The organism is Acinetobacter sp. 802_lipA (assembly GCF_058242885.1).
This window is the reverse complement of record NZ_JBZAYP010000001.1, coordinates 1,526,068-1,549,904: the sequence shown is the minus strand read 5'-3', so window position 1 is coordinate 1,549,904 and position 23,837 is coordinate 1,526,068. Positions and strand designations below refer to the sequence as shown.

Below are 23,837 nucleotides of genomic sequence, written 5' to 3'. Positions count from 1 at the left end.
AGGCGCTTTTTTTCATGTTCGCATTTAATTTTTCATTAACCAGCGGTCGATATAGGGACGGCCAATGCCCAAGATGCCAACAAAGGTCAGCATCGTCCCGCACTGACGACTAAAGGCTGGGAAAGCAAAACTACCAAAACTCAGGACATTATCGATCAGACAATAGACCGCTACTGCAAGCAACCAAGTCCATAGGTTTTGACGTTTAATCCCGACCATCCAAAATGCAATGATCAGCATGACCAGTGTGCCAAGAGTCGAACCAATATTCATATTGGCACAAATGACCGCCAATAAAAATGCAGTAACGGGAAGCACAATCTTTAAAACACGATCCACGTGGCGTTGATGTTGACGCTGAATTTCGAGCACGTCGAACATTTCTTTTTGATCAGGGCTAGCCATGCTGGAGTCTCATCGGGAAATTATAAAAACACTATAATTTAACCAAATTTATCCTCGGAATGCCATGCTATGATAGCCGTCGAAATGATCTTGATGAGAAAAAACCAATGCAAAGCATTAGCGGGATTATTTATCTCATTTTAATTGCTTGTTTACTGCCTTACGTATTTACAATCATTGCTAAAAAAACAGCAGGATTTCGCGCCAAAGATAATCAACATCCGCGTGAATTTCTCACCAAAACGACTGGTCTGGCTGCACGTGCCAATGCGGCACAGCAAAATAGTTTTGAGAGTTTACCGTTATTTATTGCAGCTATCTTAATGGCTGAATATATGGTGATTCCGCAAGTGGTCACTATGACGTTTGGTATTGCCTATCTTGTCTTTCGTGTGGTGTATGGCATTTGTTATTTGGCTAACTGGTCGACGCTTCGATCGATCGTTTGGCTGTTGTCACTGCTTTGCCCAATTTGTTTATTATTGTTGGTCATTCGACTGACAATGGGCTAAGTGCGAAACATACATATTTTCACCCAGTGGATGTATAATCGCAGAAATATTTTTTTCTCAAAAACCGTTATAATCGATGCGGTTTTTAAAAGATTTAACTTGTTAAAGAGTGATGTTATGAGCTACAGCAATATCCCTGCGGGTAAAGATGCACCGAACGATATCTACGTGATCATCGAAATTCCTGCAAATGCAGCACCAATCAAATATGAAATTGATAAAGATTCGGATGCGCTTTTTGTAGATCGTTTCATGGGTACAGCAATGTTCTACCCAGCGAACTATGGTTATGTACCAAACACCTTGTCTGAAGATGGTGACCCATTAGATGTACTTGTTGTAACGCCGCATCCAGTTGAACCAGGTTCTGTGATTCGTTGCCGTCCAGTGGGCAAACTGAACATGGAAGATGACGGTGGTATCGATGCGAAACTCATCGCTGTGCCACATGAAAAATTATCTCCATTGTATAAAGATGTGAAAGAATATACAGATCTTCCGCCTTTATTGATTAGCCAAGTTGAGCACTTCTTTGCTCACTATAAAGATTTAGAGCCTGGTAAATGGGTAAAAATCAGTGGTTGGGAAGGTGCTGACGTTGCGAAGGCTGAAGTATTAAAAGCAATCGAAGCTGCTAAGAAGTAATTTTCTGAGTAGATTCAGCTAGATTTTATGATTTAAAGTCTAGCTGATAAAAAACCTCCATTCAATTGAATGGAGGTTTTTTATGACTTAAATAAAGCTGTGAATTAGAACAGTTTCACAGGAATATCAAGGAACAAACGCCATTCATTGGTTGAGCCAATGACATTGCTGACATATTGACCAGAAACATTATTATAGGTATCACTTGAACGTAAGTAAGAATAGCGAACACGTAGGCTTGCATCTTTCAATGTACCTGTTTGAACTGTATATTTGACTTGGTTAAAGAGCTCATGTTCTTCAGCTTGGTCAATGATTTTTGAGCGATCTGTTATTTTAGCGATATCAATATCCCAACCATAAACAAATGCAGTTGTCCAGTTTAGACCAGGTAAACCGTGATTTTTAAAGTTGTAGTTATATTGTAGCCCGACAGATTTTTCATCATTACCATTAAAGTCACCTAAATAGGAATTAGGGACACAGATACTTTGTAAACCATCAGCATTATAGCCATAGTCATATCCAGTATTACCTGTGTTATCTTGATAAGAAAGCATGACATTATGTACATCTTTGTCATAGCCCACTGAAACAGCCCAAATCGAGTTTTTACGGTTTGCTAGATCATCTGTGGTATGTGAATCAGTGAGTGCATCTTTATCCCATTTTGTATGATAACCCATGGCATCAAGTGTTAAGGTACTCTTGTCTTTTAAGCTTTGGGTAAAGTTTACATTAGCATAATGACGTTCTAACTTATCTTGAACATCTAAGCCATAATACGATGAATTGAGTTGATCATTAAATTTATATTTAGCACCCCAAACTACTGCACGATCAAGCCCTTGACCTGTCACATCTTTATCGGTACTAATTTGGTTTGACATTTGGTTTTTTGTGAATTTACCTGCAACCACATTTAGATTTGGAATTTCATTACTTTGAATGAAAACACCTGTGTAATACTCAGGCACTAAACGGGCTTGATTACTTGCCATGACAGGAAGTGTTGACACCTGTGTACCATAAGTCACGGTTGTGTTGGAAATACGTGCTTTCACATTGGCACCACCACGAGCCCAATGATCATAAGCAAATCCACGATCATCTACAGGAATCATTTGATTACCCGTATTATTATTCGCACCAAGCTTGAAAGATGCATCACCTACTAGGCCAACACCAAAGCCAACAACACCCTTTGTAAAGCCTGATTGAAGATCAAAAATGGCAGTTTGCGCTGTTGAGCTTGTATCATTTGTTAAACCGTCTTTTTTATCACGATTTAAAAAGCCTGTGCGGAACAATACTGAACCATTTGCATCCTCAACAAAACCTTTAGATTCACTTTGCTCACTCGCAAAAGCTGTTGATATAAGTGCAGTTTGTACTAAAACTGCTAATGCTAATTTTTTTGTGTTTTGCATTGGGGAGCGAACCTTATACAAATTGGATGGAAAGAGAACAGCAATTGTATAAGTAATCGCTGAAAAATTTTCATTTTTATTTAACATATTCAACTAAAGTAATGCATTTTTTTGTAAGTGATATGTTTGAAATATTATAATTTTGGTTAAAATATTCGGTTTGATAAAATAAACCTTTATAAAACATCGAATTATTTTTCTCCTCTTAATTCTGTTTTTTGCTATGTATTGCAGAAAATAATATATAGACTGTGAGGTCATTTTAGCTTATTAATCAAAGTGTTCAGTCATTTCTAATCTTTTGGAATCAGCTCAAGAGAACCCATACCCAGATTGGCGAACGATGAATTACACAGCAGTTGCCTAAGTAAAATTGACTTATTGTTAAAAAATAGCTTTAAAATTTATGGGTATAGAATCAGTAAATGATTCATGTCTAAAGAGATTTTGAGAGCTTAAATGCATAAGAATTCACATAAAATTGCACTATTTTTAATTTTTTTCACTGGCAGTATGTCGGCCAACGCAAGTGAGCCCCAGCAACAAAGTTCAGAAGGCGGACTTAGTGGAAGCCTTGCTGTGCTCAGTCAGTATATTTATCGTGGGGGTATTGAAAATGATCAGCCTACCCTACAAGCAGGGCTTGAATATGAACATGCATCTGGTCTATATGCTGGTTATTGGGCTTCAACACTGAATTATGATGCAGCAGATGTCAGCAAAGATCACGGTGTTGAGCATGACTTTTATATGGGTTATGCAGGCACACTCAGTCCAGATTTAAGCTATCGCTCACATATTGTGACTTATTTCTTTGTACACGACAAAAAAAGATAACTCATTGAAATAATGGCATAATACTTGTTTTCTGAAGACGAATATGATGACACATTTCAATGAGTTATATCTCATCTTAAACAAATATCTAAAGTGGAACAAGTCACATGCAAAATGTTTTACACTGATTATGCTTGCATTAATTGTAAAACAGACATGTAATCTTTCTTCTGCATCTAAAGCCTTACCCATCAAGTGCTTACCACAATCATTTTATCGACGTATACAACGCTTCTTTGCAGGTCAGTATTTCGATTATCGTCAAATTTCTCAGTTAATTTTCAATATATTTTCATTTGATAAAGTCCAATTAACTTTGGATAGAACTAATTGGAAATGGGGAAAACGAGATATCAATATCTTGATGTTAGCCATCGTCTATCGTGGAATAGCGATACCTATTGTTTGGACATTGCTCAATAAACGTGGAAATTCAGATACAAAAGAGCGTATTGCTTTGATTCAACGCTTTATCTCCATTTTTGGTAAAGATCGTATTGTGAATGTGTTTGCAGACAGAGAATTTATCGGTGAGAAATGGTTTACATGGTTAATTGAAAATGACATTAACTTCTGTATACGTGTTAAAAAAACTTTATTGTGACCAATCACTTAGCCAAGAATCATAAAATTAGTGATTTATTTCGTCATCTTCAAGTTGGTCAAACTGAATGTCGTAAACGACGTATTTGGGTTGGTCGAGTGAAACTGTATATTAGTGCGCTACGATTAGAAGATGGAGAACTTTTACTTGTTGTTTCTCCTATGTTTAATGCTTCTGCTATTCGTGATTATGCATTACGCTGGGAAATCGAAACGTTATTTAGTTGTCTCAAAGGACGTGGATTCAATCTTGAAAATACTCGTTTAACAGACCCTAGACGAGTCAAGAAATTGATAGCAGTGCTAGCTATGGGTTTCTGTTGGTGCTATTTAACAGGTGAATGGCAACATGATCGGAAAAAAGCGATAAAAATAAAGAAGCATGGACGACTTTCAGTAAGTTTATTTCGCTACGGTTTGGACTATGTTCAAATGGCTATTCTACGTTTGATTGGTTTTGGAAAAAAAGAAGAATTTAAGAAAGTGCTAGCAATTTTAAGAAAGAAAAAGCCTGATAGGACAAGGGTCCTATGAAATTTGTCGTGTACAGAGGACTTATTTATATAATGATGGCGGCTCGGTCTATAATGAAGATCGCACAGAACGCCGAAGTACGACTGGAGCGGAATTTGTAAATAGTTTGAGCTATAAAGACTTTGATGTAGGCGTCACAGTGGCTTTAGCCGATGTGAGCTATGCCAATGCGGGCGATACCTATTTAAGCCTTGCACATCACTATGCTCTTCCACAAAACTTTCAATTCAATAGTTCGATTGGTGCATCGATTTATCGTCAGCATGATGATGCCATACTCACTACAGAGAAGAACTTTACTGTTAATGAAGTTCGCTTAGGCTTGAGTAGACCCTTTGCAGAGACAGGGATCGAAATGTCTGCGGATTATATTTATGGTGTACATAATCGTATGGGCGAGGATTTAGAGGACCATCTGGTGCTGGGTTTAACTTACAACTTCTAAATGTTGCAGATATGAAAAGTGCATCCAGATCGGTTGGGGATGCACTTTTTTTATGCACTTAAAAACGTACGTTCCAAAGATGAGTCTCAAAATAGCGCATATTGTAAACAATTATGTTTGGTTGATGAGCTTGGCTTCAATTCACTACGAAGATGTTTAACGATCAAGCTGAGGGTGAGCTCAATTTCTTATATTTTATATAATTTAAACAAAAACAATTACTTATAATAATTTTGTAAAGAGTGTGTCTTATGTTGAGTTGAATGTGGCATAGCTATTGCTACTACCTACATGAGTTTATCGAAATAACCAAAAAACGTCGGATACGATGTGGGGGAATCAAACAATGAAATTTGCACTTAAAGCATTATCTTTAGCTGTGGTGGCTTCAGCTTCTACATTCACTTTCGCAGATGACGAGCCAGCATTACCGTTTGGTTTATCTTTTAGCGGAAGTGCTGCTGTAACAACTGACTATCGTTTCCGTGGTTTAACTCAAACCCAAAATGATCCAGCGGTACAAGCGGGTTTTACTTTGGCACATGACTCAGGCTTGTATTTGGGTCTTTGGGGTTCAAATGTTGATTTTGGTGAAGGCTCACCGAGCTTAGAGCTCGATCCATCGATTGGTTTTGCAACAACATTAGAAAGCTTTGCCAGCAAGCCAGTGCTTGATGTGGGTATGGTGTATTACAACTATCCAAGTGCAGATGATCTGAACTGGTTAGAGTTTTATGGCAAATTAACCTTTGCGAGTGTCTTTACTGAAGGGGACAGCCTACTGACCAATGTGAACTATACCAATGACTATGTTGCAGCAGATACAGACAGCTGGAACATCAATGCTGGTTATGCGATTCCATTTGGTTCAACGGGCTTTGGTGGCGTTGCGAATGTGGGTTATACCGTGGTCAGTGATGAAGATAAATATTCATTTGGTGATGATGACAATTATGTCGATTGGAAAGTAGGTGTGACCTATGCATTCCAGTCTATTCCTGGTGCAACAGCAGAATTGGCAGCAGTAGGAACCAATATTGATACTGATAATCTGGATCATGTGACAGCACGTGGTGTAGAAACAGGTGCAGTATTTACTTTAACTAAAACTTTCTAAGTTTTAGCATTTTCAAAACCCCTCTAGCCCTTAGGACTAGAGGGGTTTTTCTATGTGGAATTTAGCGATTTTAGGCGTTTTGCTGTCGGTAGGAGAGAGCTTCGGTCAAATGACCTGTTTGGATGTGCTCTGACTGAGCTAAATCTGCAATGGTTCTGGCCACCCTTAAAATCCGATGATAGCCCCGAGCAGACAAATTTAAACGCTGTTGTGCTTTTTCAAAGATTAAAGCCGCTTGTCCATCTAGCGGTGCGAATTGTTCGAGTTATTTGGGTGATAAAGCCATATTGAGACAAGCTTGGCGCTGCATTTGCCATTGATAAGCTTGAATCACGCGCTCACGTACAGTTGCCGAGTCTTCTACGACTTGTGTGTCCTGCAATTCAGAAGCATGCAAGGGTGGTACATCAATATGTAAATCAATGCGATCCAGTAACGGCCCTGAAATGCGGTTTTGGTAGCGTTTAATCGCCTCGGCTGAGCACTGGCAACGGCTATCTTGATTAAAAGCATAACCACAGGGACACGGATTCATTGCAGCAATCAGTTGGAAATTGGCTGGAAAGGTGATCTGCCGTGAAGCACGCGAAATCACAATCTCTTTGGCTTCTATCGGCTGTCTTAAAACCTCTAAAACCTTGCGGTCAAACTCTGGTAGTTCATCTAAAAACAGCACGCCTTTATGTGCCAAAGTAATTTCACCGGGTTTGGGTTGTGACCCGCTGTCATTTCCAAAGAACTATGCGACAATATGATTTAGGCTCAATGACTTAGACCCCATTTTACAAAGAACTATGCGACAAATTTTATAAAGAACTATGCAACGGAACCTAGAATGAACAATCAATCATGCGACACCGTTAACATCGTACCAGCTCGAAGAAAAATTGGTAATACACGCATTAGTGTATCTGGTTTATACCCTTTTAAAAAAGATTCCGCAGTGGCCTTTGAATCAACATTGGAACGCGATTTTCTCATTCGATTAGAGGTTGACCCTAATGTTCTTGCTGTTGAGTCTCAACCCTTTACCATTGAGTATTTTGATAATGGACAGAAACGAGTTTATACCCCTGACTTTCTCGTAACTTATAAGCATGATGATTTTCTTCCATTTATTGCACCTAAACTGGTTGAAGTAAAACCTATAGATGAATTGCAAGTTAATTTACATTTATGGAAAGCTAGATATCGTGCTGCCATGAGGGTATGCAAAGAAGAGGGTTGGAAATTTCATATTGCACATGAGGGTCGGATTCGGGATCAGTTATGGTCGAATGCCATGTTTTTACAAAAGTACCGAAAGATGGAATTTCCTCCTGCCGATTCAATGCACCTATTGGCTTATGTGAGAGATCGAGGAGCCGTAACTTTTGAGACTCTATTAGCCAGACATTTCCTTGGCAAATGGGACAGAGCAAATGGAATTAGTCAAATTTGGTATTTAGTTGCTCATGGTTATCTGGTTTGCGATTTAAATGCACCTTTACAGCCATCTACTGAACTTTGGGTAAGTGGGAGTTTGTCATGAATGATAGACGTGTGAATATCAAAATAGCTGCTGGGGAGCCTGTTCAGATAAAAGGGATTCCCCATACGATTATTGAAGTCATTGACCTGAAATCAGTTTTTGTTGAAAACAATAATACAGGTAGGAAAAATGTTGCGGCTATCAGTGAATTAAGGCCGTCAATAGCTGTGGAACAACATGAAGATCTAGAGCTCATCGCTGATAAAGACTGGATTGAGGCTGAAAGGCGTTTCAACATCATCCGTCCTTTCATTGAGGGAGGTGTGAGTGGTCGTAAGGAAGTAGAATTACGTGCTCAGGAACATGATATAAATCCAGCCACCATATATAGATGGTTAAAAATTTATAAAGCATATGGAACTATTGATGGATTGCGACCTAGAAAAGAGGGATTGCCACAAGGCAAGAAGATAATTAATAAACATGCTGAAGCAATCATTGAAAAAGCCATCAACGATTTATACCTAACTAATCAAAGAATAAGTGTTCAAAAAGTTGTACTTGAAGTGAAACGCTTATGTCATGAATACCATATCCTAGAGGTGCCTCATGCCAATACAGTAAGAAATCGTATTGCAGCGATTAGCCAGAGAGACTCTCTTCGTAAGAGGGGGTATAAGGAAAAGGCCGATAACAAATTTACACCTGCCGCAGGGAAATTCCCTCATGCTGATTATCCACTTGCCGTTGTACAGATTGACCATACACCCGTTGATCTTATTCTGGTTGATGATTTTAGCAGGTGCCCTATAGGACGACCTTTTCTTACATTGGCAATTGATGTGCGTACAAGGGTAGTTGTGGGATATTACTTATCATTAGATGCTCCCTCTGTTATGTCGATTGCAATGAGCGTTTCTCAAGCTGTACTGCCCAAAGAGAAATGGCTAGCTTCGCGCAAGATTCAAGCTGAATGGCCTGTCTGGGGAATTATGAACACCATTCATGTCGATAATGGACCTGAGTTTCACTCAGAAACTTTCAGAAATGCCTGTATGGCACATGATATTCGTCTGGAATACCGACCAGTTAAAAAACCACGTTTTGGTGGGCACATTGAACGTTTGATGGGAACATTTGCAACGGATATTCACGCAGTTCCAGGAACAACTTTTTCAAATATTTTTGAAAGAAAAGGCTATAACTCAGATACGGAAGCAGTTTTCACATTTTCCGAATTTGAGGACTGGCTAATTGATTTTATCTGTAATGTTTACCACAAAAGAAAACACTCTGCTTTAGGTACTTCTCCACTACATGCTTTTGAGTTGGGTATCTTTGGCGATAAAAACACGTTAGGTTCTGGAGCTGCCAGATTGCCTGCAAATGATCATAATTTCTTTCTTGATTTTCTACCAAGTTTTGAAAGGACGATTCAAACAACAGGTGTAACAATTGATGGCCTTGCTTATTATGCTGATGTATTAAGAGGTTGGATTAATGCTGTAGACCCCTATAATCAAAAGGAAAAACGTAAATTTATCTTTAGGCGTGATCCAAGAAATATTAGTGAGATATGGTTCTTTGATCCCGAAATCAAAAATTATTTTAAGGTACCTTTAGCGGATCAAAGTATTCCGCCATTTAGTATTTGGGAACACAAAAAGATTCAGGAACTAAAGAAGGAAACTGGCGAATATCTAAAAGATCATGAACTTGGACAGGCTCTAGCTAAACTTAGGGAACGTGTTCAGGAAGCAAGCACTAAAACTCGACGGGCTCGCAGATCACGTCAGCGCAGTACCCAACACCAAATGAGTGTTAACCCTGCATCAATTCAGGGCAAAAAACATCAACAAGAGAGTACGATTTTGGAGCAACAGCTTGAAAGCGTATATGGTTTATTGCCTCTCGATGAACTGGAAAATGATGAGGATATTTCATGAGTAACTATTCACATGTTTTTCAAGAGTTTCGCCCTATTGTGGAACAGTCTATTGAGGACAGGCTCTACTTCCTGGAAGAGGACCGATGGATTGGGTATCCAGCAGCCAATGACTTACTAGACCAATTGAAAGGATTCCTGACACTTCCGAAGCGGAGCCGTATGCCCAACTTACTGGTATTGAGTAAGCCAAATAATGGTAAGACCTCAATTATTAATCAGTTCTTTAAGCTGTATGGGGAGGGTCATATCAATGCAGAAAATAATGCAGTAAAACCTGTAATTATTGTGCAGGCACCTGTTTCACCTGATGAAAAAGCTTTGTATATGGCTATTCTTGATAAGTTCTGGGTTCCCTTTCGAGAAAGAGACCCCGTTGCGAAGCTACGTTACCAAGTGGTCCATTGCCTTAAACTTTACGAGGTAAAACTCCTCATTATCGACGAAATGAATTCTTTATTATGTGGCAGCCCGATTAAGCAAAGAACTGTAATGAATGCAATTAAGTATTTGTGTAATGAAACACAGATACCCATTGTCGGGTTTGGTACAGAAGAAGCGATTAGTGTCCTGCGTACTGATCCACAGCATGTAAGTCGTTTTCGTGTGGTTAATTTGCCCTTATGGAAACTAGATAAGGACTTTCAAGCCATGGTAAATAAGTTTGAAAAAGTTCTTCCACTCAAACAGGCTTCAAAACTAGCTGAGCCAGCAACAGTAAAATATCTACATGATATTACCGATGGAAATTTAGGTAATCTGCGAACGATTTTACGGGAAGCTGCAAAGAAAGCTATTGTTTCTGGTCAGGAGTTTATCGACCGTAGCTTACTAGAAAGTGTGAAATAAGCTATGTGGAGGGCTGGGTATGATAGGTACAACAGAAGTCCATTCATGGTTTATCCCCACGACTTTACAGAAAGATGAGGCATTGTCTTCATGGTTGATACGTGCTGCACTTGATAGTGGTTGTGACCCATTAAGTCTAACTGGGGTACTCTGGCCCAAATGGCGAATTTGGTCAGTAGATGTAGATCGAGGTTTAAGCTCAGAGCATTTACGAACCTTGGCCACTACAACAAAAATTGATGAAAGCCAATTTGATTCTGCTACGCTTCGCAATTTCTTAATTAAATATAACTTGGATAATGGAACCCTTGATTCATGGTATCTGGTATTAGGTACAAGAAACCGTAAGCATCGAGGTGGCTGGCAATATTGTCCTAAGTGTTTGTCTGAGGATGGTGTTGCCTATTTCCGTTTACACTGGCGCTTTGCCTGGCATACAGGCTGTATTAAACATAATCAGCGTTTATATGATCAATGTCCGCATTGTCATAATGCCATTCAACCTAGACGACTTGAAGCCCCTGATCAGGTTATGACTTGCTGTTCAATATGTAAAAAAAACCTATTGGAAGTTAATGAATGCTTTATGAATTGTCATGCCCTGGCATTCCAAAAAGTCTTTGGTCAATTCTTGGAACAAGGCTATGCAACCTATCAAGACAAGTTGATTTCACTAAATGATTGGTTAACGGTGATTAAGTTATTTTTACAATTTATTAGAAAAGTTCTAGCTGGCTCAATAAATGGAAAAGGATGGGCTTTTCTTGAACAGCTCAAAATTCAGATGCCCCATTCTGAGTTTATCTCGAATGGATTGGTTGTTAGTCAACTTCCAGTTATCGAGAGAGAGCGGCTATTTTCCTGTATTTATCAATTACTCATCATTCCCCTAGAAAAATTTATTGAAACAGCACAATCTTTAAATATGAACAGATCTTCATTTTGGGATAAGAGAAACCAGTTGCCAGCCATATTAAGACCTATTGAAGAACAGTTAGGCTCAGTTTATCGGAACTACCCTCCAAAGAGAGCATTGGTTGATACCCTAAAACCTAAAAGTAAGGAAGCTGTAATACGAAAGTTTTTGAGATTAAAAAGAAAATTAGGATAACGCTCGGAGGGAAACGCCATGCCTCAGTGTGATGAATGTGGTGATGCGGTTGAAAAGATACACCGATGCTATAAACAGCGTAACTATTGCCATAAATGCTATGTACGAGTTTTTAAAAAACGGGATTGCCCATCATGTGGTAAAAGCTCAAGATTGCACAAAACTGATCAATTGGCTGTTTGCCAAAAATGTGAAACTAATCGCCCGTGTATTCTATGTCAACGTATAGAATATCCATTAGGAAAAATAACGGCACAAGGACCTGTTTGTAATAGCTGTTCAGTTTATTTTAGAGAGTTTCAAGCTTGTGAGCGATGTGGCGTGGCATCACAACGTTTGTCTCGTATCAGCCGTTTTGAGGATAATTTAAGAGTTTGCCCAAAGTGTGCAACCCGTGATTACCAGACATGCCAAAGTTGTAGAAGATATAGGTCGGTTGAACAGGATGCTGTGTCAGGCAAAATGCTTTGTAAAAAATGTTTAAGCTGTCCACCACTTCAATGCTTAACCTGTCAGCAACAAATTCCTGCTGGATGTGGAAAATATTGTGAATCATGTTCATGGCGAAGAATATTGGGCAATAGGATTAAGGAACTAGTTAATACATTAGTGAATCCAAGTCTTAAAGGTTACTTTGAAGAATATATGAATTGGCTTGATCATGAGGTAGGACCACATAAGGCTGCATTGCTAATTCATAAACATATTCAGTTTTTTGAAAAGACCAATAATCTTTGGAGAGATCAGATCCCAGATTATGCGCCTTTATTACATCGACTAAGGACAAGTGGTTTACGCAAATATGAGCTGCCCATCCGGTGGTTGGTTGCAGTGCATTATCTGCATATAGATACACAATCTAAAGGTCACTGTTCTGAATTTGACCAACTGAGAAAACTGGCAAACTCATGTCCAGATTCATCACTTTCAGCCCAAATTCTTCAGAACTACTATCAGGTTTTAATAAATAAAATGGATTTAGGGAAAACAAGTATACGTTCTGCCCGTTTAGCCATGAAACCAGCATCTGCTTTAATGCTGTTGGTAAGTCAATCACGCTTAGATTTACCAACAATGTGGCACGTAAAATATTACTTATTTAAGTCCCCTGGACAAGCTTCCGCTATTGTTGGTTTTCTTAATTTTTTAAACAAGAATTATGATACGAACCTTGATACGTCATGGGTACTAGATGAAAAAATAACAGAGAAAAGTAATATGAAGAAACTGGAAAAACAACTGTTAGCCATTATGAAAGTCCCAGAGGAAAATTTTAATGCACTAGAGTGGATAAAGTTAGGATTGATGTATTTCCATAATTTGGATAAATCTATTTTTAATCATATGGATAGTATTAATTTTAGGGTGCTGGATGATGGCTTTGAAGTGAGGCTTGGTGATCAGCAATATTGGATACCAAATCCAAACTTATATTTTAATAATCTATGAAAAAATTTCTTAAATAGAAATTGAATTCATCTACATTGTTGATTTTATTGAAAATAAATATTTTTTATTTATATTCACTTATAATTTTGATTGAATATAGAAAATAGATCAAGCATATCATACTGAACATATATGCCAATACGATATATGTACTTGATTTAACTGTCTTAACGTTCAATAAATATAGCAGTTTCTTGGTATAATTAACGATAATTCACTCCATTATTTAAATCAAATACTTCACCACTTAAACAATTTGGTGCCTTATCAGCTAGCCACAAAGCTGTATTGGCAATCTCTTGTACTTGGCAAAACTTGTGATTTAAGGTTGCTTCCTTTAAACGTTTTTGTCTCTCAAATGGGATCTTTTTCATTATTTCTGTTTCAACGGGACCTGGCGCAATACTAAAAGTTTGAATATTATGCTGAGCATGACTTCGAGCCATACTACGCATCCCATTAATCAATCCTGCTTTTGAAATGCCATACCAAATATCAGGGTGTCCAATTTGCCCTGCAATTGAGGCAATACTTATAATACGGCCTGATTGCTGTATTTTAAAAATATTTTCTGCAACATCAATGCTCAATTGTATTGTGTGAATCAAATTCACATTCATGATGTTATGCATTTCATTCCATGTATATGAGCTTGCCGTAAGCGTATTCATATAACCTGCATTATTAATTAGAACATCAAATGAACCAATTTGATGAATTACTTGTTCAAGCTGATCATAATAAAGCATATCTGCTTGCCAATGGCGTAAATTAGGATGTGAATATTGTGGTGCATGACGAGAAATATTATGTACGATATATCCTTGATTCAAAAATAGTTTAGCAATTTCTTGACCAATTCCTTGACTTGCACCAGTAATAACTACTTGTTTCATAATTTACCTATTTATCTAATGGAAGACACATATAAATCTCTCTTTAACTCAGCTGGTTACTTAGTATTAGAGAGTTTCGATTAGCTCTTGACTGTTCTTTACTTTTGAGGCGGCAACTACTTCATGGGTTTCTAATTGTTCAAAGAGTTCTAAGACACATTTACCTGCATCTCTAATTGCACGTGAGTTGACGCCTGGGCGAGGTAAGACATAAGTATAGAAGTTTGCTCCTTCAACTATATTTCCTAGGGCCCAAAGTGCCTTCACTTCATCACCATTTTTATTGATAGGATGATGATGATGACTTCTTGCTATACCACTTGGATGATAATCACCATTAAAGAAAGGTTGGATTGTGCCATTCTTTAATAGGTTCGCAATGAATGGAGATTTATCTAATGCTGGATAGAAAGTATCTGTTCTTGCTTTTATTAGAATGTCAGCACTACTCGTATATGAGCCATCAGAAAATTCACTAATAATGTTAAAGCGACTTGTCTGGTAATTAAGTTCAACACGCCCTTTTGGACCACAAGCAAATTCAATAACTCCAGCATTTAGTAAAGCTAATAGTTGTTGGCTACGTATAACAGGAGGTCCAACAGCAATTCGATTCATAATAGGACAATATTGTTCAATAAATATTTTATGTGATGTTGGTGTTAATCCTGCATAATCAACAGCATAACGTAAACAATCCCGAATATCCCTAATAATATCTGTTGTTGCTTTAATAGCACCATCAATGTTCCCTTTTAAGGCATCTTCAATATCTGTTTGCAGATAGTTTATTGCGTATTCCTTGAATGCTTCATAGTTTTGCAAACTTGGTAATTTTCCAAAGAAAATTTGCTCAATCTTGGTAAAGTCATCAGATGTAGGCACATAAGCTTCTATATCGTACCATTTCTTATCTATAGTACATCGATATACATAACACATTTCTTTCAACAAAATTGGAAGCAATTCCTGCTCAAAATCAAGTTGCCCATTGCCTCTATTTTGTTGATTAGCTATACGTAATTTATCAATTGCATTGGTTGTAAAAAAACGAGCTTGATATTGTCCATGTGCACCTTTCTGATTTATTCCTCTACTTGCATATGGTAAGCCATAGCGAGAATACACTAGGATATGTGGTTCCTCACCAGAGGGAAGATATTTCAAGGTACCATCTGTATTTTTTATAAATTTTCCAGATCGACCTTCGGTTAGTTGAGAAATTAGGTCATATGTTGTGAGGCCTATACCTTCAATTGCAACGACAGCTTCTGAACTAATGTGATGTAACGAATAAGTATTTGTAATATTTCTAATAAAATCAGCTTTGTGGTTGGTTTTTGCAACCTCCTGAACAAATTTGAGGTACATCAAATCTTGTGGTGATGGTGTATTTTCTCCATGACCTGTTGTAATAAATACTTTATCAGCATGAAAAGTATACCCATTCGCCAATGTGATAATCTGCTGGCCATCATCCATTGAATCAATATTGTATGCAAGTTGTTGATGACGAATTATTTTAATATTTGGATGTAATTGATTGATTTGTTCACGATAAACCCAAGATAAATATTCACCTAACATACGACGTGGTAAATAAGCATTAGCATTGATTTCATTACAGATATGATTGCCTAAATAAAGAAATTTATTATTTAATTCTCGGTATCCATGCTGCCTTGCCCATTCAAGAATAGATAAACCTGGAATAATTGGTCCAGCATCTGTTACCGAATCATCGCTAAACATTGTTATTTGGCAGGCTATGGTATTTACCAAAAGATGATCTGATTGCTCTGAAGTATGAATACCTTGCCCATAAACACGAGGATCTATTAAGTGCAACTCAAACTTAAGATTCTGATCTGAAATTTTGTATATTGCATTAAGCCGTTCTAATATACTAAGACCTCTAGGCCCCATACCAATAATAGCAATTCTCACCTTGTTCATATATGTTCCTTGAATAAAATGGAGTTGATTAATTCACAAAAAATACTTAAAAATATTGTTCTATAAAATATTTTAGTAAGTTTAAATTAATTTCCTCCATTTCTTTGGTTAATAAACCTATAAACAAAAAATTATAGTATTGTGAACTCTGTTTCTTTCATGGATTTATATTGTTTAACTTTTTCAAACCATTCGTAAAGTTCGTGATATTTACTCCCCCAGTTAATATTTGGTAATCTGAAATTTAAATAGGAAAGTGCACATGCTAAACCGATTTCTGGGATATCAAATTTGATTTTATATTCACTGATTTGTTCTTCACAAGCCTGAAGCCCACGAAGAATGTGGGCAGTATGACGTTCAATAATCATTGAAGACTGATATTCAATAGGTCGTCTGCTTTCTATAACTAATTGTAAGGCACTATCAATTATTCCATCTGCTAGTGCTACACGTATTTGATCTTCCCATGTACTATTAGATAATGAGTAGATTGATTTTTTAATATCAGGTTGATAATTATTTAAATATTGACATATTATGATGCTGTCATAAATATTAAGTGACTGATCTTTCAAAACTGGAACTCGCCCAAGAGGGTTGTATTTTGTAACCAGATTTGACTCATAAACATTTGTTATTACTTCTGTAACTATAGCTTCTAAACCTTTTTCACGTAGTAGTACTCTTGCCTTGCGGGAATATGGAGATGTTGGTGATATTATAAGCCTCATAGGTACTACCATTTAAATTTTTGTTTAAAAGTACATAAAATAAATATTTATGCTTGCTTGTATATTTGATTTTGTTTGAATAAATATCAAAGAAAATCGTTTGATGTATTAAAACAGAAGTAAAATTAAAGATCATATAAAGACCTGTCAATTAAGTAATTTTTATAGGTCTATAATTTTTATTTATTTCCATATTTTTAATAGTGGTGTTAATAATTGTCACACTAATTTTTGCTGGATTTTTTTTGCAGTAATTATGTGTAATTTAAATTGCTTTTGTTGTGCCTAAAATATTTTATATTATGTGGTGAATAAATCTATGATAAATCTGGATCAAATTAGAAACCTTTTTATAGGATTGGAAACAAAATATCCAACAAGATTGGGAACGAACATTCGACAATGCTATTTGGATTCAACAGCATCAAGTTTGGCATTCCTACCTTCCGTAAATTTTATTAATGATTATCTAAAGTACTATGCAAATGTTCATAGTGATAGCCATAACTCTGCAAAAATATCGACTCAACTTTTTGAGTGGTCTGCTAATGAAATTCTGAAACTGGTTAATGCAGATCCTGAGATTTATACATGTATATTTTTGGGTAGTGGCGCAACAGCAGCAATTAATCGAGCATCTCAAATATTACGACAAATCAATCCAAAGCCTCGTGTGCTTGTTTCTTTGATGGAACATCACTCTAATGATTTACCACATAGACAACGAAGTGAGGTAACACATTTATCTTTACTTGATACACCAACTGGTCTTGGAGGAATCGATATTGAGAAACTTGAACAAGAATTAAAGACAAAAGATGTATCGTATGTAGCTGTTACTGGAGTGAGTAATGTTACAGGTATCATTAACCCAATTGAAAAAATAGCTAAATTAGCTCATAGCTATGATAGCTATATCATTATAGATGCAGCACAAATGGGACCGCATATGCCTATTGATTTAGCCATATGCAAGGCAGATGCGTTGGTTTTGGCTGGACATAAAATGTATGCGCCATCCTCACCAGGTGTTTTAATCATTAAAAAAGTTCTATTAGATTCATCCAAACCTATCGATTTAGGGGGAGGAATGGTTACTGATGTTTCATTAAGTGATTATGCCATTTCAAATATTTACCCTGACCGAGAATTAGCTGGGACACCTAATATTGTTGGTAGTATTATGCTTGGTGTTACAGCTAACACCCTACGAAGAGTGGGGATGCATAATGTTCAAGCAAAAGAACAATCTCTTACTCAATATTTGTTAAATAAATTAGCCGAGATTCCTCAAATTACAGTATATGGCAATTTAGATCCTCATAATCGTGTTGGGGTTATTTCTTTCAATATTAATAAATTACCACATAAACTCACAGCAATTATTCTCAATGATTACTTTGGTATTGCTGTCAGGAATCAATGCTTTTGTGCTCATCCATATGTACGTTCACTCATACGAGAAGAACTTTGGAGCATGGCTGATGACATAGATTTACCTGAAGAGCAAGTTGATGCTTATATTGATCGAGGCTTTGTTGCACAAATAGACGAAAGGTAGAGTTGTCTAATCTTCAGATATTTATGCAACAGCCACCGTTTTAGCTGTACCAAGTTGAGTAAATTTATTCAAAATATCGACTCTTATTTGCAAATCAACCACCTGACGATTAAAGCATCGACTAGATACACCTTGTCCAAGTCGTTTCAAGGCAAACATTTTAGCCTCTATTCGGGATCGTCGATGATAACCAATATCTCGTTTCCACTGCTTTTGACCCCTGTCCCAACAGCCTTGTACTGCATGATTCCTTGCTTTACCAATTTCATTTTCTGCCCATAAAGCAGCATTGGAACGAGGAGGGATAATTACATTTGCTTGCCGTTTCAAAATCGCATCATAACAATTCACTGTGTCATAAGCACCATCAGCCGTGACAGATGCAATGGGTTCATCAATTTGATCTAAAAGAGGTTGGAGCATTTCAGCATCACCATATTGGCAGGTCGTGACTTCAACCGCTTGTATTTCTCCACTGTTTGCATCTGTCGCGAGATGTAATTTCAGCCATTGACGATGTTGGTTTACGCCATATTTTTTACGCACCCATTCCCCATCACCTGTAACTTTGATCCCTGTGCTATCAACTAAAATATGCAAGTCTTCCTGTGGATTTTTTGCTGATTTATGTAGAAGTGGCTGGAGCTTATCTGCTCGCCGACTCAATGTTGAGAAGTCTGGAACATTCCAGTCGAGGTGAGCCATTTGAAAAAGGCTTTGAATGAAACCTTGTGTTTGGCGTAAAGCCAGTTGGAACAGGTTTCGTATCGTGAGGGCAAATTGAATTGCTATATCAGTGTAGGTAGGTTGACGTCCTTTTTTTCCAGTAGGTGTTGCAGACCATTGCATTTGGGGATCAAACCAAATGGTGAAAGCACCCCGTTGACGTAAAGCCTGATTGTACTCAGACCAGTTCGTTGTTTTGTATCGGCTTTTTGATTGTGTATTCATCTAACATGTATGGGGATGAAATTTATTTATGCAACAAAGCCATTGATCGATATAAAGGTATGGTTCGCATTAGTCTTGGACTATACAACACTGTAGAAGATATAGATTGTGTTGTTTCCGCACTAATTGAAATCATATCTCATATTGATTATTACAAAGAACAATATATTGAAGATACAACTGGTGGATTTATTCATATATCTGAAAAAGAACTACCTTTGCCATTATCACAACCTGAAATTGTAATGGAAAAATATATCAGAGATCATTTAAAAAAATTAAATAAGGGCGAGGTTGAGTTTGTAAATTTAGTCATAAATGAATATTGATAATCATATTTTATTTAATTGATCACGATATGAGGATTTTATGGAAAATATGGATTTAGGGCGTATCAATCTGCAGGGGCTAAGATGTCCTATTCCAATATTAAGGATTAAGAGGATGCTTAAAAATAATTCTGATCTGAAAAATCTAGAAGTTATAACTGATCATTTAGACGTTGTCAAAGATATCTATTTATTTTGTCAGAAAAATGAATATGGATGTGTTGATCAAAGAATAAATGATACTGAATTTCTGATTGTTATAAAAATTTAGAGCAAAAGTTTAACCAATGGAAAGAGCTAAAATGGCTGACATGCAAAGACAAAAAGTTATATTAAATAAATTGGCTATAGTATTGAGTGTTAATCAAGGTGAAGGATGGCTTATTGTTGATCATCATCGTAAATGGGTAGATAAAAATAGCCTTATTTTGATTGAAGGCTATGATGAACTTACCATTGAGTCACTAACTGCATTAAATATCGAACAACGCATTATTAATCATATACCATCTAATATCAGAGACCAAAAACTTAGAACTCTCGATAAACGTGTTCTCTCCGAATCTGGTAAATTTTTTCCTATTATTGCATTGGGAACTCTTGGTAGTTTATCATTGACATTTAACTGCTCTAAACGTGGCTTAGATTCTTTAGAAGTACAAACGAAAAAGCTTCCAATAGAAAATTCATATGATTTGGTTATTGTTGGTGCTGGGCCTAGTGGAGCCTCTTTAGCAGCACATGCTGAACATGCTGGTTTAAATTACTTGTGGCTTGGCGAACCATTCAGCTTTTGGCTATATCATATTTTGCCAAATGATCTCCGCTCTCCTGCTGCTGCATCAGGTATCAATACACCTATAAATGACATGGACTTTATAAGCTTTGCTCAGTGTATTGGTGTTCCAATTGATCAACCTGTTTCGATGCCTCTAGCTTTAGCGTATTTCAATTACTTCGTCACAAAACAAAATCTAACTCCATTACCATTTACTGCTGAAAAAGTAGACTATCAGGACAATAGCTACAATGTACAACTACGAATGGCGGATCAATACCAAACTGTAAAATGTCGTAATTTGGTTTGGTGTGCTGGTCTTAAAGGAATGGAGAATATTCCAAAAATTTTACGTCAAATTCCTAGTAAAAATTTCACACATTCAAGTGATACAAATATTCCGAACACCTTATCCAAAGATTATAAAATTGCAGTAATAGGCGCAGGTCAAAGTGCTGCTGAACATGCAATACTAGCTATTGATAGTGGGGCACAAGTAAAATTATTAATTCGTGATAGCAATCTCATCTTTCGTAATTTACATTCACCAGGAAATCATCTCTACAAATGGTGTTCTAAGAATGCTGATAGTTTTGTTTATCGTCTACCTTCATTTATACAAAAGCGGTTCTTATCCTATTTATTAAAAGGAACTACTGAGCCAAAAATGAAGTTGATTAATCAATGGGATAAGCTAAAAATAATTCCAAAATTCGATTTAATACAAGCCAATGTTTTATCCGATGGAAAATTAGAACTTAAAGCACGTAGTGGGCAATGTGAGTATGTAGACCACTTAATTCTTGGCACTGGTTATAAATATGAGATCAATAAAATAAAGCCCTTAAGTGATTTACAACATCAAATAAAGAGTTCAGATGGTTTTCCGTTACTAGATGAAAATTGTATGTCTAGTGTACCTGGGCTGTTCTTCGGTGGCTATGCCGCTATGAAAAGAATAGGTCCCAAGTGCCAATTTATTGCAGGTTCCGCACTTACTAGTAAAGCACTAATGTATGGTATCTCTCAGCGATTAAAACATGATAATTAATTTACGTTCTGGATTATGGCTATTATTAGCATTGCTGCGAATTTTTGCTCCTGAGCAAGCTCTTCTAGCAGTTTTTATATTATTAACTATTCTATTTACACAACACTGGTCATGGATAAAACTGCGTAGTGGAAAGATAGCACTATTCATATTAATACTTGCAGTCATTTTACCTAATCACTGGACAACGGTATGGCATAAACTCATGCCATATGTAGATGTCATAATTATGTTGGTATCACTGAATCTCCTGAGAAGTGCAATTGCTAATAGTGCGATAAGTCAGATACTCTCACAGTGGCTGACTCAACATCGTCGCCCTTGGATAACACTTGGTGTATCAGTTGGTATATCACCTATATTTAACATGGGTACTATACCAATCTTGTTGGCAGGTTTAAGTAAGAAAGAACTGACAAACAATAGAGAAATACCCAATATTGTTGCTCGCGGAGTTGCTACAGCTAACCTTTTAGCTCCTACTTCTGCGCCTGTACTATTAACATTAAGCATGTTTCCAGCGATTAGTTGGTTCAGTGTAATGTCTATAAGTCTATTTGCCATCGTTATTATGATTGCACTAATTGGATTAAATGCTTATAGATCAAATCATTTGTTCAGTAATAATATAAACATCATTAAAGAAATTACTCCACCTGACATTTCAATCACAAACATAAATAGGTGGAAGAGTCTATTACCTGTTATTATTTTTCTCGGTACATTATTAACATTGAGTATTATTCTGCATAAACCATATTCTCAATCAATATTTATCGCATGTTTTATCACTTGGTTTTCTAGCAGTATCATTAATAACCACTCAGATTTATTTCAATTAATCAATATAGCTCAGACAAAGCTCCTACCTGAACTCATATTATTCATTGCCTGTGGCATATTAGCAATACGTCTTTATGATATCTTTGAAGGTATACAAATAGGCATTTTTTCACAAATACCAGTGTATTTAACTAGCTTTCTAATTTGTATTTTATTACTAATTGTTATGCCCTTGGTATGTCGAATAGGGCTACATCCCATCATTCCTTTCTGTATCGTTGCACCTTTAATTAGTCCGTTAACGAATGAAATCAGCCTTCCCATAATTATAACCCTTTGGCTGTGTTATTGGGTGCAATCACTCATTATTTCCCCAAGTTCAGTCATCAACTTAACTGTGAATGCAACTCTTGGAGATAACTCTTGGTACAAACCAGATTTGAGGTTCCTTTTTATCAGTAGTAGTTTTTTAACCTTACTATTTGTAGTTTTAATTGAAATGAGGATCATGTATTGAAAAATATTTTCTTTGTACTCGCTTGTGGGCCTAGGGAAAGTCGCACATTAGCCGCATTAGAAATGGCTAAGGTCTTTTTGGATAAAGGGCTTCAGGTCAACATCTTTTTAATTGGTAATGGGATCTACAATGCTATTCAGACACAAAGCATAAAGAACCATATTATTCGCTTAAGAAAACTAATTGCTCAAGGTGCAACAGTATCTACTTGCGTCAACATGGCTAAATTTTCTGGATTAGATGAGAGCAATGTTCAGGAAGGAATCCAAATAGAAAATATGATGACGTTTGCAGAGCAATACAATATGGCAGATCGCATCATCTTCTTTGGAGGAGACTCCAAATGAATGTATCCGCTTTATTTGTTCTTAGTCAAAGTCCAGCTATGTCTGATATAAACATGCAAGTTGCTCGAATGGCACTTTCTATTAGTAGTGATACCGATGTGAGTTTTGCATTTTGGCATGATGCTGTCTATCTTCTACATCATGATCATAGTAGTCCGTTTTATAATTTTTCTAATCAATACAAGTTTTTAGTAGAAAGTGATGTTCCTTTGGTTGTGCGAAAATCCGATTTGGATCAAAGGGGGCTTGAGGAATATGGAACAAAATTTCCAGTGCAATTTCTAACGAATGAGCAATTTTCAGCATATATCAATCGATATGATAAGGCATTTTTCTTATGAGCCGTTTAGTTATTTTGACAAGCTTAAATGCTATTGAAAAGTATCAAGAAATTAGAATTAAGAACGATGTAGTTTTATTGGTTGCAGAATCCATATTTAGCCGTAGTTTCACGAACCAGCCACATTTTATATGGTCAACAGAACCTTTGAAGCATATATCTCCATATGCGGAATGTATTAGTAATGATTTTTTAACTGAATTATTCAATAAACATGAAGTGATTTTAACCATCTAATAGT

The 23,837-nt window shown here is 36.7% G+C and carries 25 protein-coding genes and 1 pseudogene; 19 read left to right on the top strand and 7 right to left on the bottom strand.

Annotation, left to right across the window (positions count from 1 at the left end):
• Positions 1 to 24 precede the first annotated feature (24 nt).
• On the bottom strand, positions 25 to 405 hold the full coding sequence (locus tag AC4CU3_RS07805; RefSeq protein ID WP_279044819.1) for a hypothetical protein: 381 nt from the start codon (positions 403 to 405) through the stop codon (positions 25 to 27).
• Between the two features lie 107 nt (positions 406 to 512).
• Here AC4CU3_RS07805 and AC4CU3_RS07800 point away from each other — a divergent pair, with 107 nt between their 5' ends.
• Together AC4CU3_RS07800 and ppa are read left to right on the top strand one after the other, a co-directional pair.
• On the top strand, positions 513 to 917 hold the full coding sequence (locus tag AC4CU3_RS07800; protein ID WP_279044821.1) for an MAPEG family protein: 405 nt from the start codon (positions 513 to 515) through the stop codon (positions 915 to 917).
• Between the two features lie 117 nt (positions 918 to 1,034).
• A complete protein-coding gene (ppa, locus tag AC4CU3_RS07795; protein WP_279044824.1) occupies positions 1,035 to 1,562 on the top strand; it encodes an inorganic diphosphatase in 528 nt (175 codons plus the stop codon).
• A 104-nt stretch (positions 1,563 to 1,666) separates the two neighbouring features.
• Here the strand turns inward: ppa and AC4CU3_RS07790 are convergent, their stop codons facing one another.
• Positions 1,667 to 2,992 carry an OprD family outer membrane porin gene (locus AC4CU3_RS07790; protein WP_279044827.1) on the bottom strand — a complete coding sequence of 442 codons (1,326 nt, stop codon included), beginning with the start codon at positions 2,990 to 2,992 and terminating at the stop codon, positions 1,667 to 1,669.
• A 459-nt stretch (positions 2,993 to 3,451) separates the two neighbouring features.
• Here AC4CU3_RS07790 and AC4CU3_RS07785 point away from each other — a divergent pair, with 459 nt between their 5' ends.
• The 4 genes from AC4CU3_RS07785 (at position 3,452) to AC4CU3_RS07770 (ending at position 6,528) form a co-directional block, all read left to right on the top strand.
• On the top strand, positions 3,452 to 3,829 hold the full coding sequence (locus tag AC4CU3_RS07785) for a TorF family putative porin (RefSeq protein WP_490738078.1): 378 nt from the start codon (positions 3,452 to 3,454) through the stop codon (positions 3,827 to 3,829).
• Positions 3,830 to 3,875: 46 nt separating this feature from the next.
• Positions 3,876 to 4,966 (top strand): IS4-like element ISAba33 family transposase gene (locus tag AC4CU3_RS07780; protein ID WP_155115347.1). Its coding sequence is split into 2 segments (ribosomal slippage): positions 3,876 to 4,416 and positions 4,416 to 4,966, totalling 1,092 coding nucleotides; the frame shifts between segments, so codons are not numbered across the junction.
• A gap of 106 nt (positions 4,967 to 5,072) precedes the next feature.
• A complete protein-coding gene (locus tag AC4CU3_RS07775) occupies positions 5,073 to 5,411 on the top strand; it encodes a hypothetical protein (RefSeq protein WP_490738077.1) in 339 nt (112 codons plus the stop codon).
• A gap of 346 nt (positions 5,412 to 5,757) precedes the next feature.
• A complete protein-coding gene (locus tag AC4CU3_RS07770; protein ID WP_279045401.1) occupies positions 5,758 to 6,528 on the top strand; it encodes a TorF family putative porin in 771 nt (256 codons plus the stop codon).
• Positions 6,529 to 6,598: 70 nt separating this feature from the next.
• On the opposite strand, the pseudogene AC4CU3_RS07765 reads toward AC4CU3_RS07770, so the two are convergent.
• Positions 6,599 to 7,249, bottom strand: a pseudogene (locus tag AC4CU3_RS07765) (ATP-binding protein); the annotation flags it as partial.
• 114 nt (positions 7,250 to 7,363) lie between these two features.
• Here AC4CU3_RS07765 and AC4CU3_RS07760 point away from each other — a divergent pair.
• The 5 genes from AC4CU3_RS07760 to AC4CU3_RS07740 are packed head-to-tail and all read left to right on the top strand — an operon-like array spanning position 7,364 to position 13,353.
• On the top strand, positions 7,364 to 8,059 hold the full coding sequence (locus AC4CU3_RS07760) for a heteromeric transposase endonuclease subunit TnsA (protein WP_004756440.1): 696 nt from the start codon (positions 7,364 to 7,366) through the stop codon (positions 8,057 to 8,059).
• On the top strand, positions 8,056 to 9,945 hold the full coding sequence (locus tag AC4CU3_RS07755; protein ID WP_004756438.1) for a TnsB C-terminal domain-containing protein: 1,890 nt from the start codon (positions 8,056 to 8,058) through the stop codon (positions 9,943 to 9,945). Before AC4CU3_RS07760 ends, AC4CU3_RS07755 begins: the two co-directional genes overlap by 4 nt.
• Entirely contained in the window at positions 9,942 to 10,793 is an 852-nt protein-coding gene (locus AC4CU3_RS07750; protein WP_004756436.1) for a TniB family NTP-binding protein, read from the top strand. The genes AC4CU3_RS07755 and AC4CU3_RS07750 overlap by 4 nt, the downstream gene beginning before the upstream one ends.
• A gap of 19 nt (positions 10,794 to 10,812) precedes the next feature.
• Positions 10,813 to 11,904 carry a TniQ family protein gene (locus tag AC4CU3_RS07745; protein ID WP_004756433.1) on the top strand — a complete coding sequence of 364 codons (1,092 nt, stop codon included), beginning with the start codon at positions 10,813 to 10,815 and terminating at the stop codon, positions 11,902 to 11,904.
• An 18-nt stretch (positions 11,905 to 11,922) separates the two neighbouring features.
• Complete coding sequence (locus tag AC4CU3_RS07740; protein ID WP_004756430.1) at positions 11,923 to 13,353, top strand: hypothetical protein; 1,431 nt, start codon at positions 11,923 to 11,925, stop codon at positions 13,351 to 13,353.
• Positions 13,354 to 13,556: 203 nt separating this feature from the next.
• On the opposite strand, the gene AC4CU3_RS07735 is transcribed toward AC4CU3_RS07740, so the two are convergent.
• The 3 genes from AC4CU3_RS07735 to AC4CU3_RS07725 form a co-directional block, all read right to left on the bottom strand.
• Complete coding sequence (locus AC4CU3_RS07735; RefSeq protein WP_004756429.1) at positions 13,557 to 14,249, bottom strand: SDR family oxidoreductase; 693 nt, start codon at positions 14,247 to 14,249, stop codon at positions 13,557 to 13,559.
• A gap of 66 nt (positions 14,250 to 14,315) precedes the next feature.
• On the bottom strand, positions 14,316 to 16,205 hold the full coding sequence (locus AC4CU3_RS07730; protein WP_490738075.1) for an FAD/NAD(P)-binding protein: 1,890 nt from the start codon (positions 16,203 to 16,205) through the stop codon (positions 14,316 to 14,318).
• Between the two features lie 131 nt (positions 16,206 to 16,336).
• Positions 16,337 to 16,939 carry a glutathione S-transferase N-terminal domain-containing protein gene (locus AC4CU3_RS07725; protein WP_004756424.1) on the bottom strand — a complete coding sequence of 201 codons (603 nt, stop codon included), beginning with the start codon at positions 16,937 to 16,939 and terminating at the stop codon, positions 16,337 to 16,339.
• Between the two features lie 319 nt (positions 16,940 to 17,258).
• Here AC4CU3_RS07725 and AC4CU3_RS07720 point away from each other — a divergent pair, with 319 nt between their 5' ends.
• Complete coding sequence (locus AC4CU3_RS07720) at positions 17,259 to 18,500, top strand: aminotransferase class V-fold PLP-dependent enzyme (RefSeq protein WP_490738074.1); 1,242 nt, start codon at positions 17,259 to 17,261, stop codon at positions 18,498 to 18,500.
• Positions 18,501 to 18,521: 21 nt separating this feature from the next.
• Here AC4CU3_RS07720 and AC4CU3_RS07715 read toward each other — a convergent pair whose 3' ends face one another.
• Positions 18,522 to 19,451, bottom strand: a complete 930-nt coding sequence (locus tag AC4CU3_RS07715) for an IS5-like element ISAba10 family transposase (protein WP_005313773.1) — start codon at positions 19,449 to 19,451, stop codon at positions 18,522 to 18,524.
• A 5-nt stretch (positions 19,452 to 19,456) separates the two neighbouring features.
• On the opposite strand from AC4CU3_RS07715, the gene AC4CU3_RS07710 reads away from it, so the two are divergent.
• The 7 genes from AC4CU3_RS07710 to AC4CU3_RS07680 are packed head-to-tail and all read left to right on the top strand — an operon-like array spanning position 19,457 to position 23,833.
• Entirely contained in the window at positions 19,457 to 19,780 is a 324-nt protein-coding gene (locus AC4CU3_RS07710) for a hypothetical protein (protein WP_490738073.1), read from the top strand.
• 40 nt (positions 19,781 to 19,820) lie between these two features.
• Entirely contained in the window at positions 19,821 to 20,051 is a 231-nt protein-coding gene (locus tag AC4CU3_RS07705) for a sulfurtransferase TusA family protein (protein ID WP_004756412.1), read from the top strand.
• A gap of 31 nt (positions 20,052 to 20,082) precedes the next feature.
• Positions 20,083 to 21,609 (top strand): NAD(P)-binding domain-containing protein, encoded by a 1,527-nt coding sequence (locus tag AC4CU3_RS07700; protein ID WP_004756411.1) that lies wholly within the window; start codon positions 20,083 to 20,085, stop codon positions 21,607 to 21,609.
• Positions 21,599 to 22,909 (top strand): hypothetical protein, encoded by a 1,311-nt coding sequence (locus AC4CU3_RS07695; RefSeq protein WP_004756409.1) that lies wholly within the window; start codon positions 21,599 to 21,601, stop codon positions 22,907 to 22,909. Before AC4CU3_RS07700 ends, AC4CU3_RS07695 begins: the two co-directional genes overlap by 11 nt.
• A complete protein-coding gene (locus tag AC4CU3_RS07690) occupies positions 22,906 to 23,256 on the top strand; it encodes a DsrE family protein (protein WP_004756408.1) in 351 nt (116 codons plus the stop codon). Before AC4CU3_RS07695 ends, AC4CU3_RS07690 begins: the two co-directional genes overlap by 4 nt.
• Positions 23,253 to 23,597, top strand: coding sequence for a DsrE family protein (locus AC4CU3_RS07685; protein ID WP_004756406.1), 345 nt, complete (start codon positions 23,253 to 23,255; stop codon positions 23,595 to 23,597). The genes AC4CU3_RS07690 and AC4CU3_RS07685 overlap by 4 nt, the downstream gene beginning before the upstream one ends.
• Positions 23,594 to 23,833, top strand: a complete 240-nt coding sequence (locus AC4CU3_RS07680) for a hypothetical protein (protein ID WP_004756404.1) — start codon at positions 23,594 to 23,596, stop codon at positions 23,831 to 23,833. Before AC4CU3_RS07685 ends, AC4CU3_RS07680 begins: the two co-directional genes overlap by 4 nt.
• Positions 23,834 to 23,837: the final 4 nt, after the last annotated feature.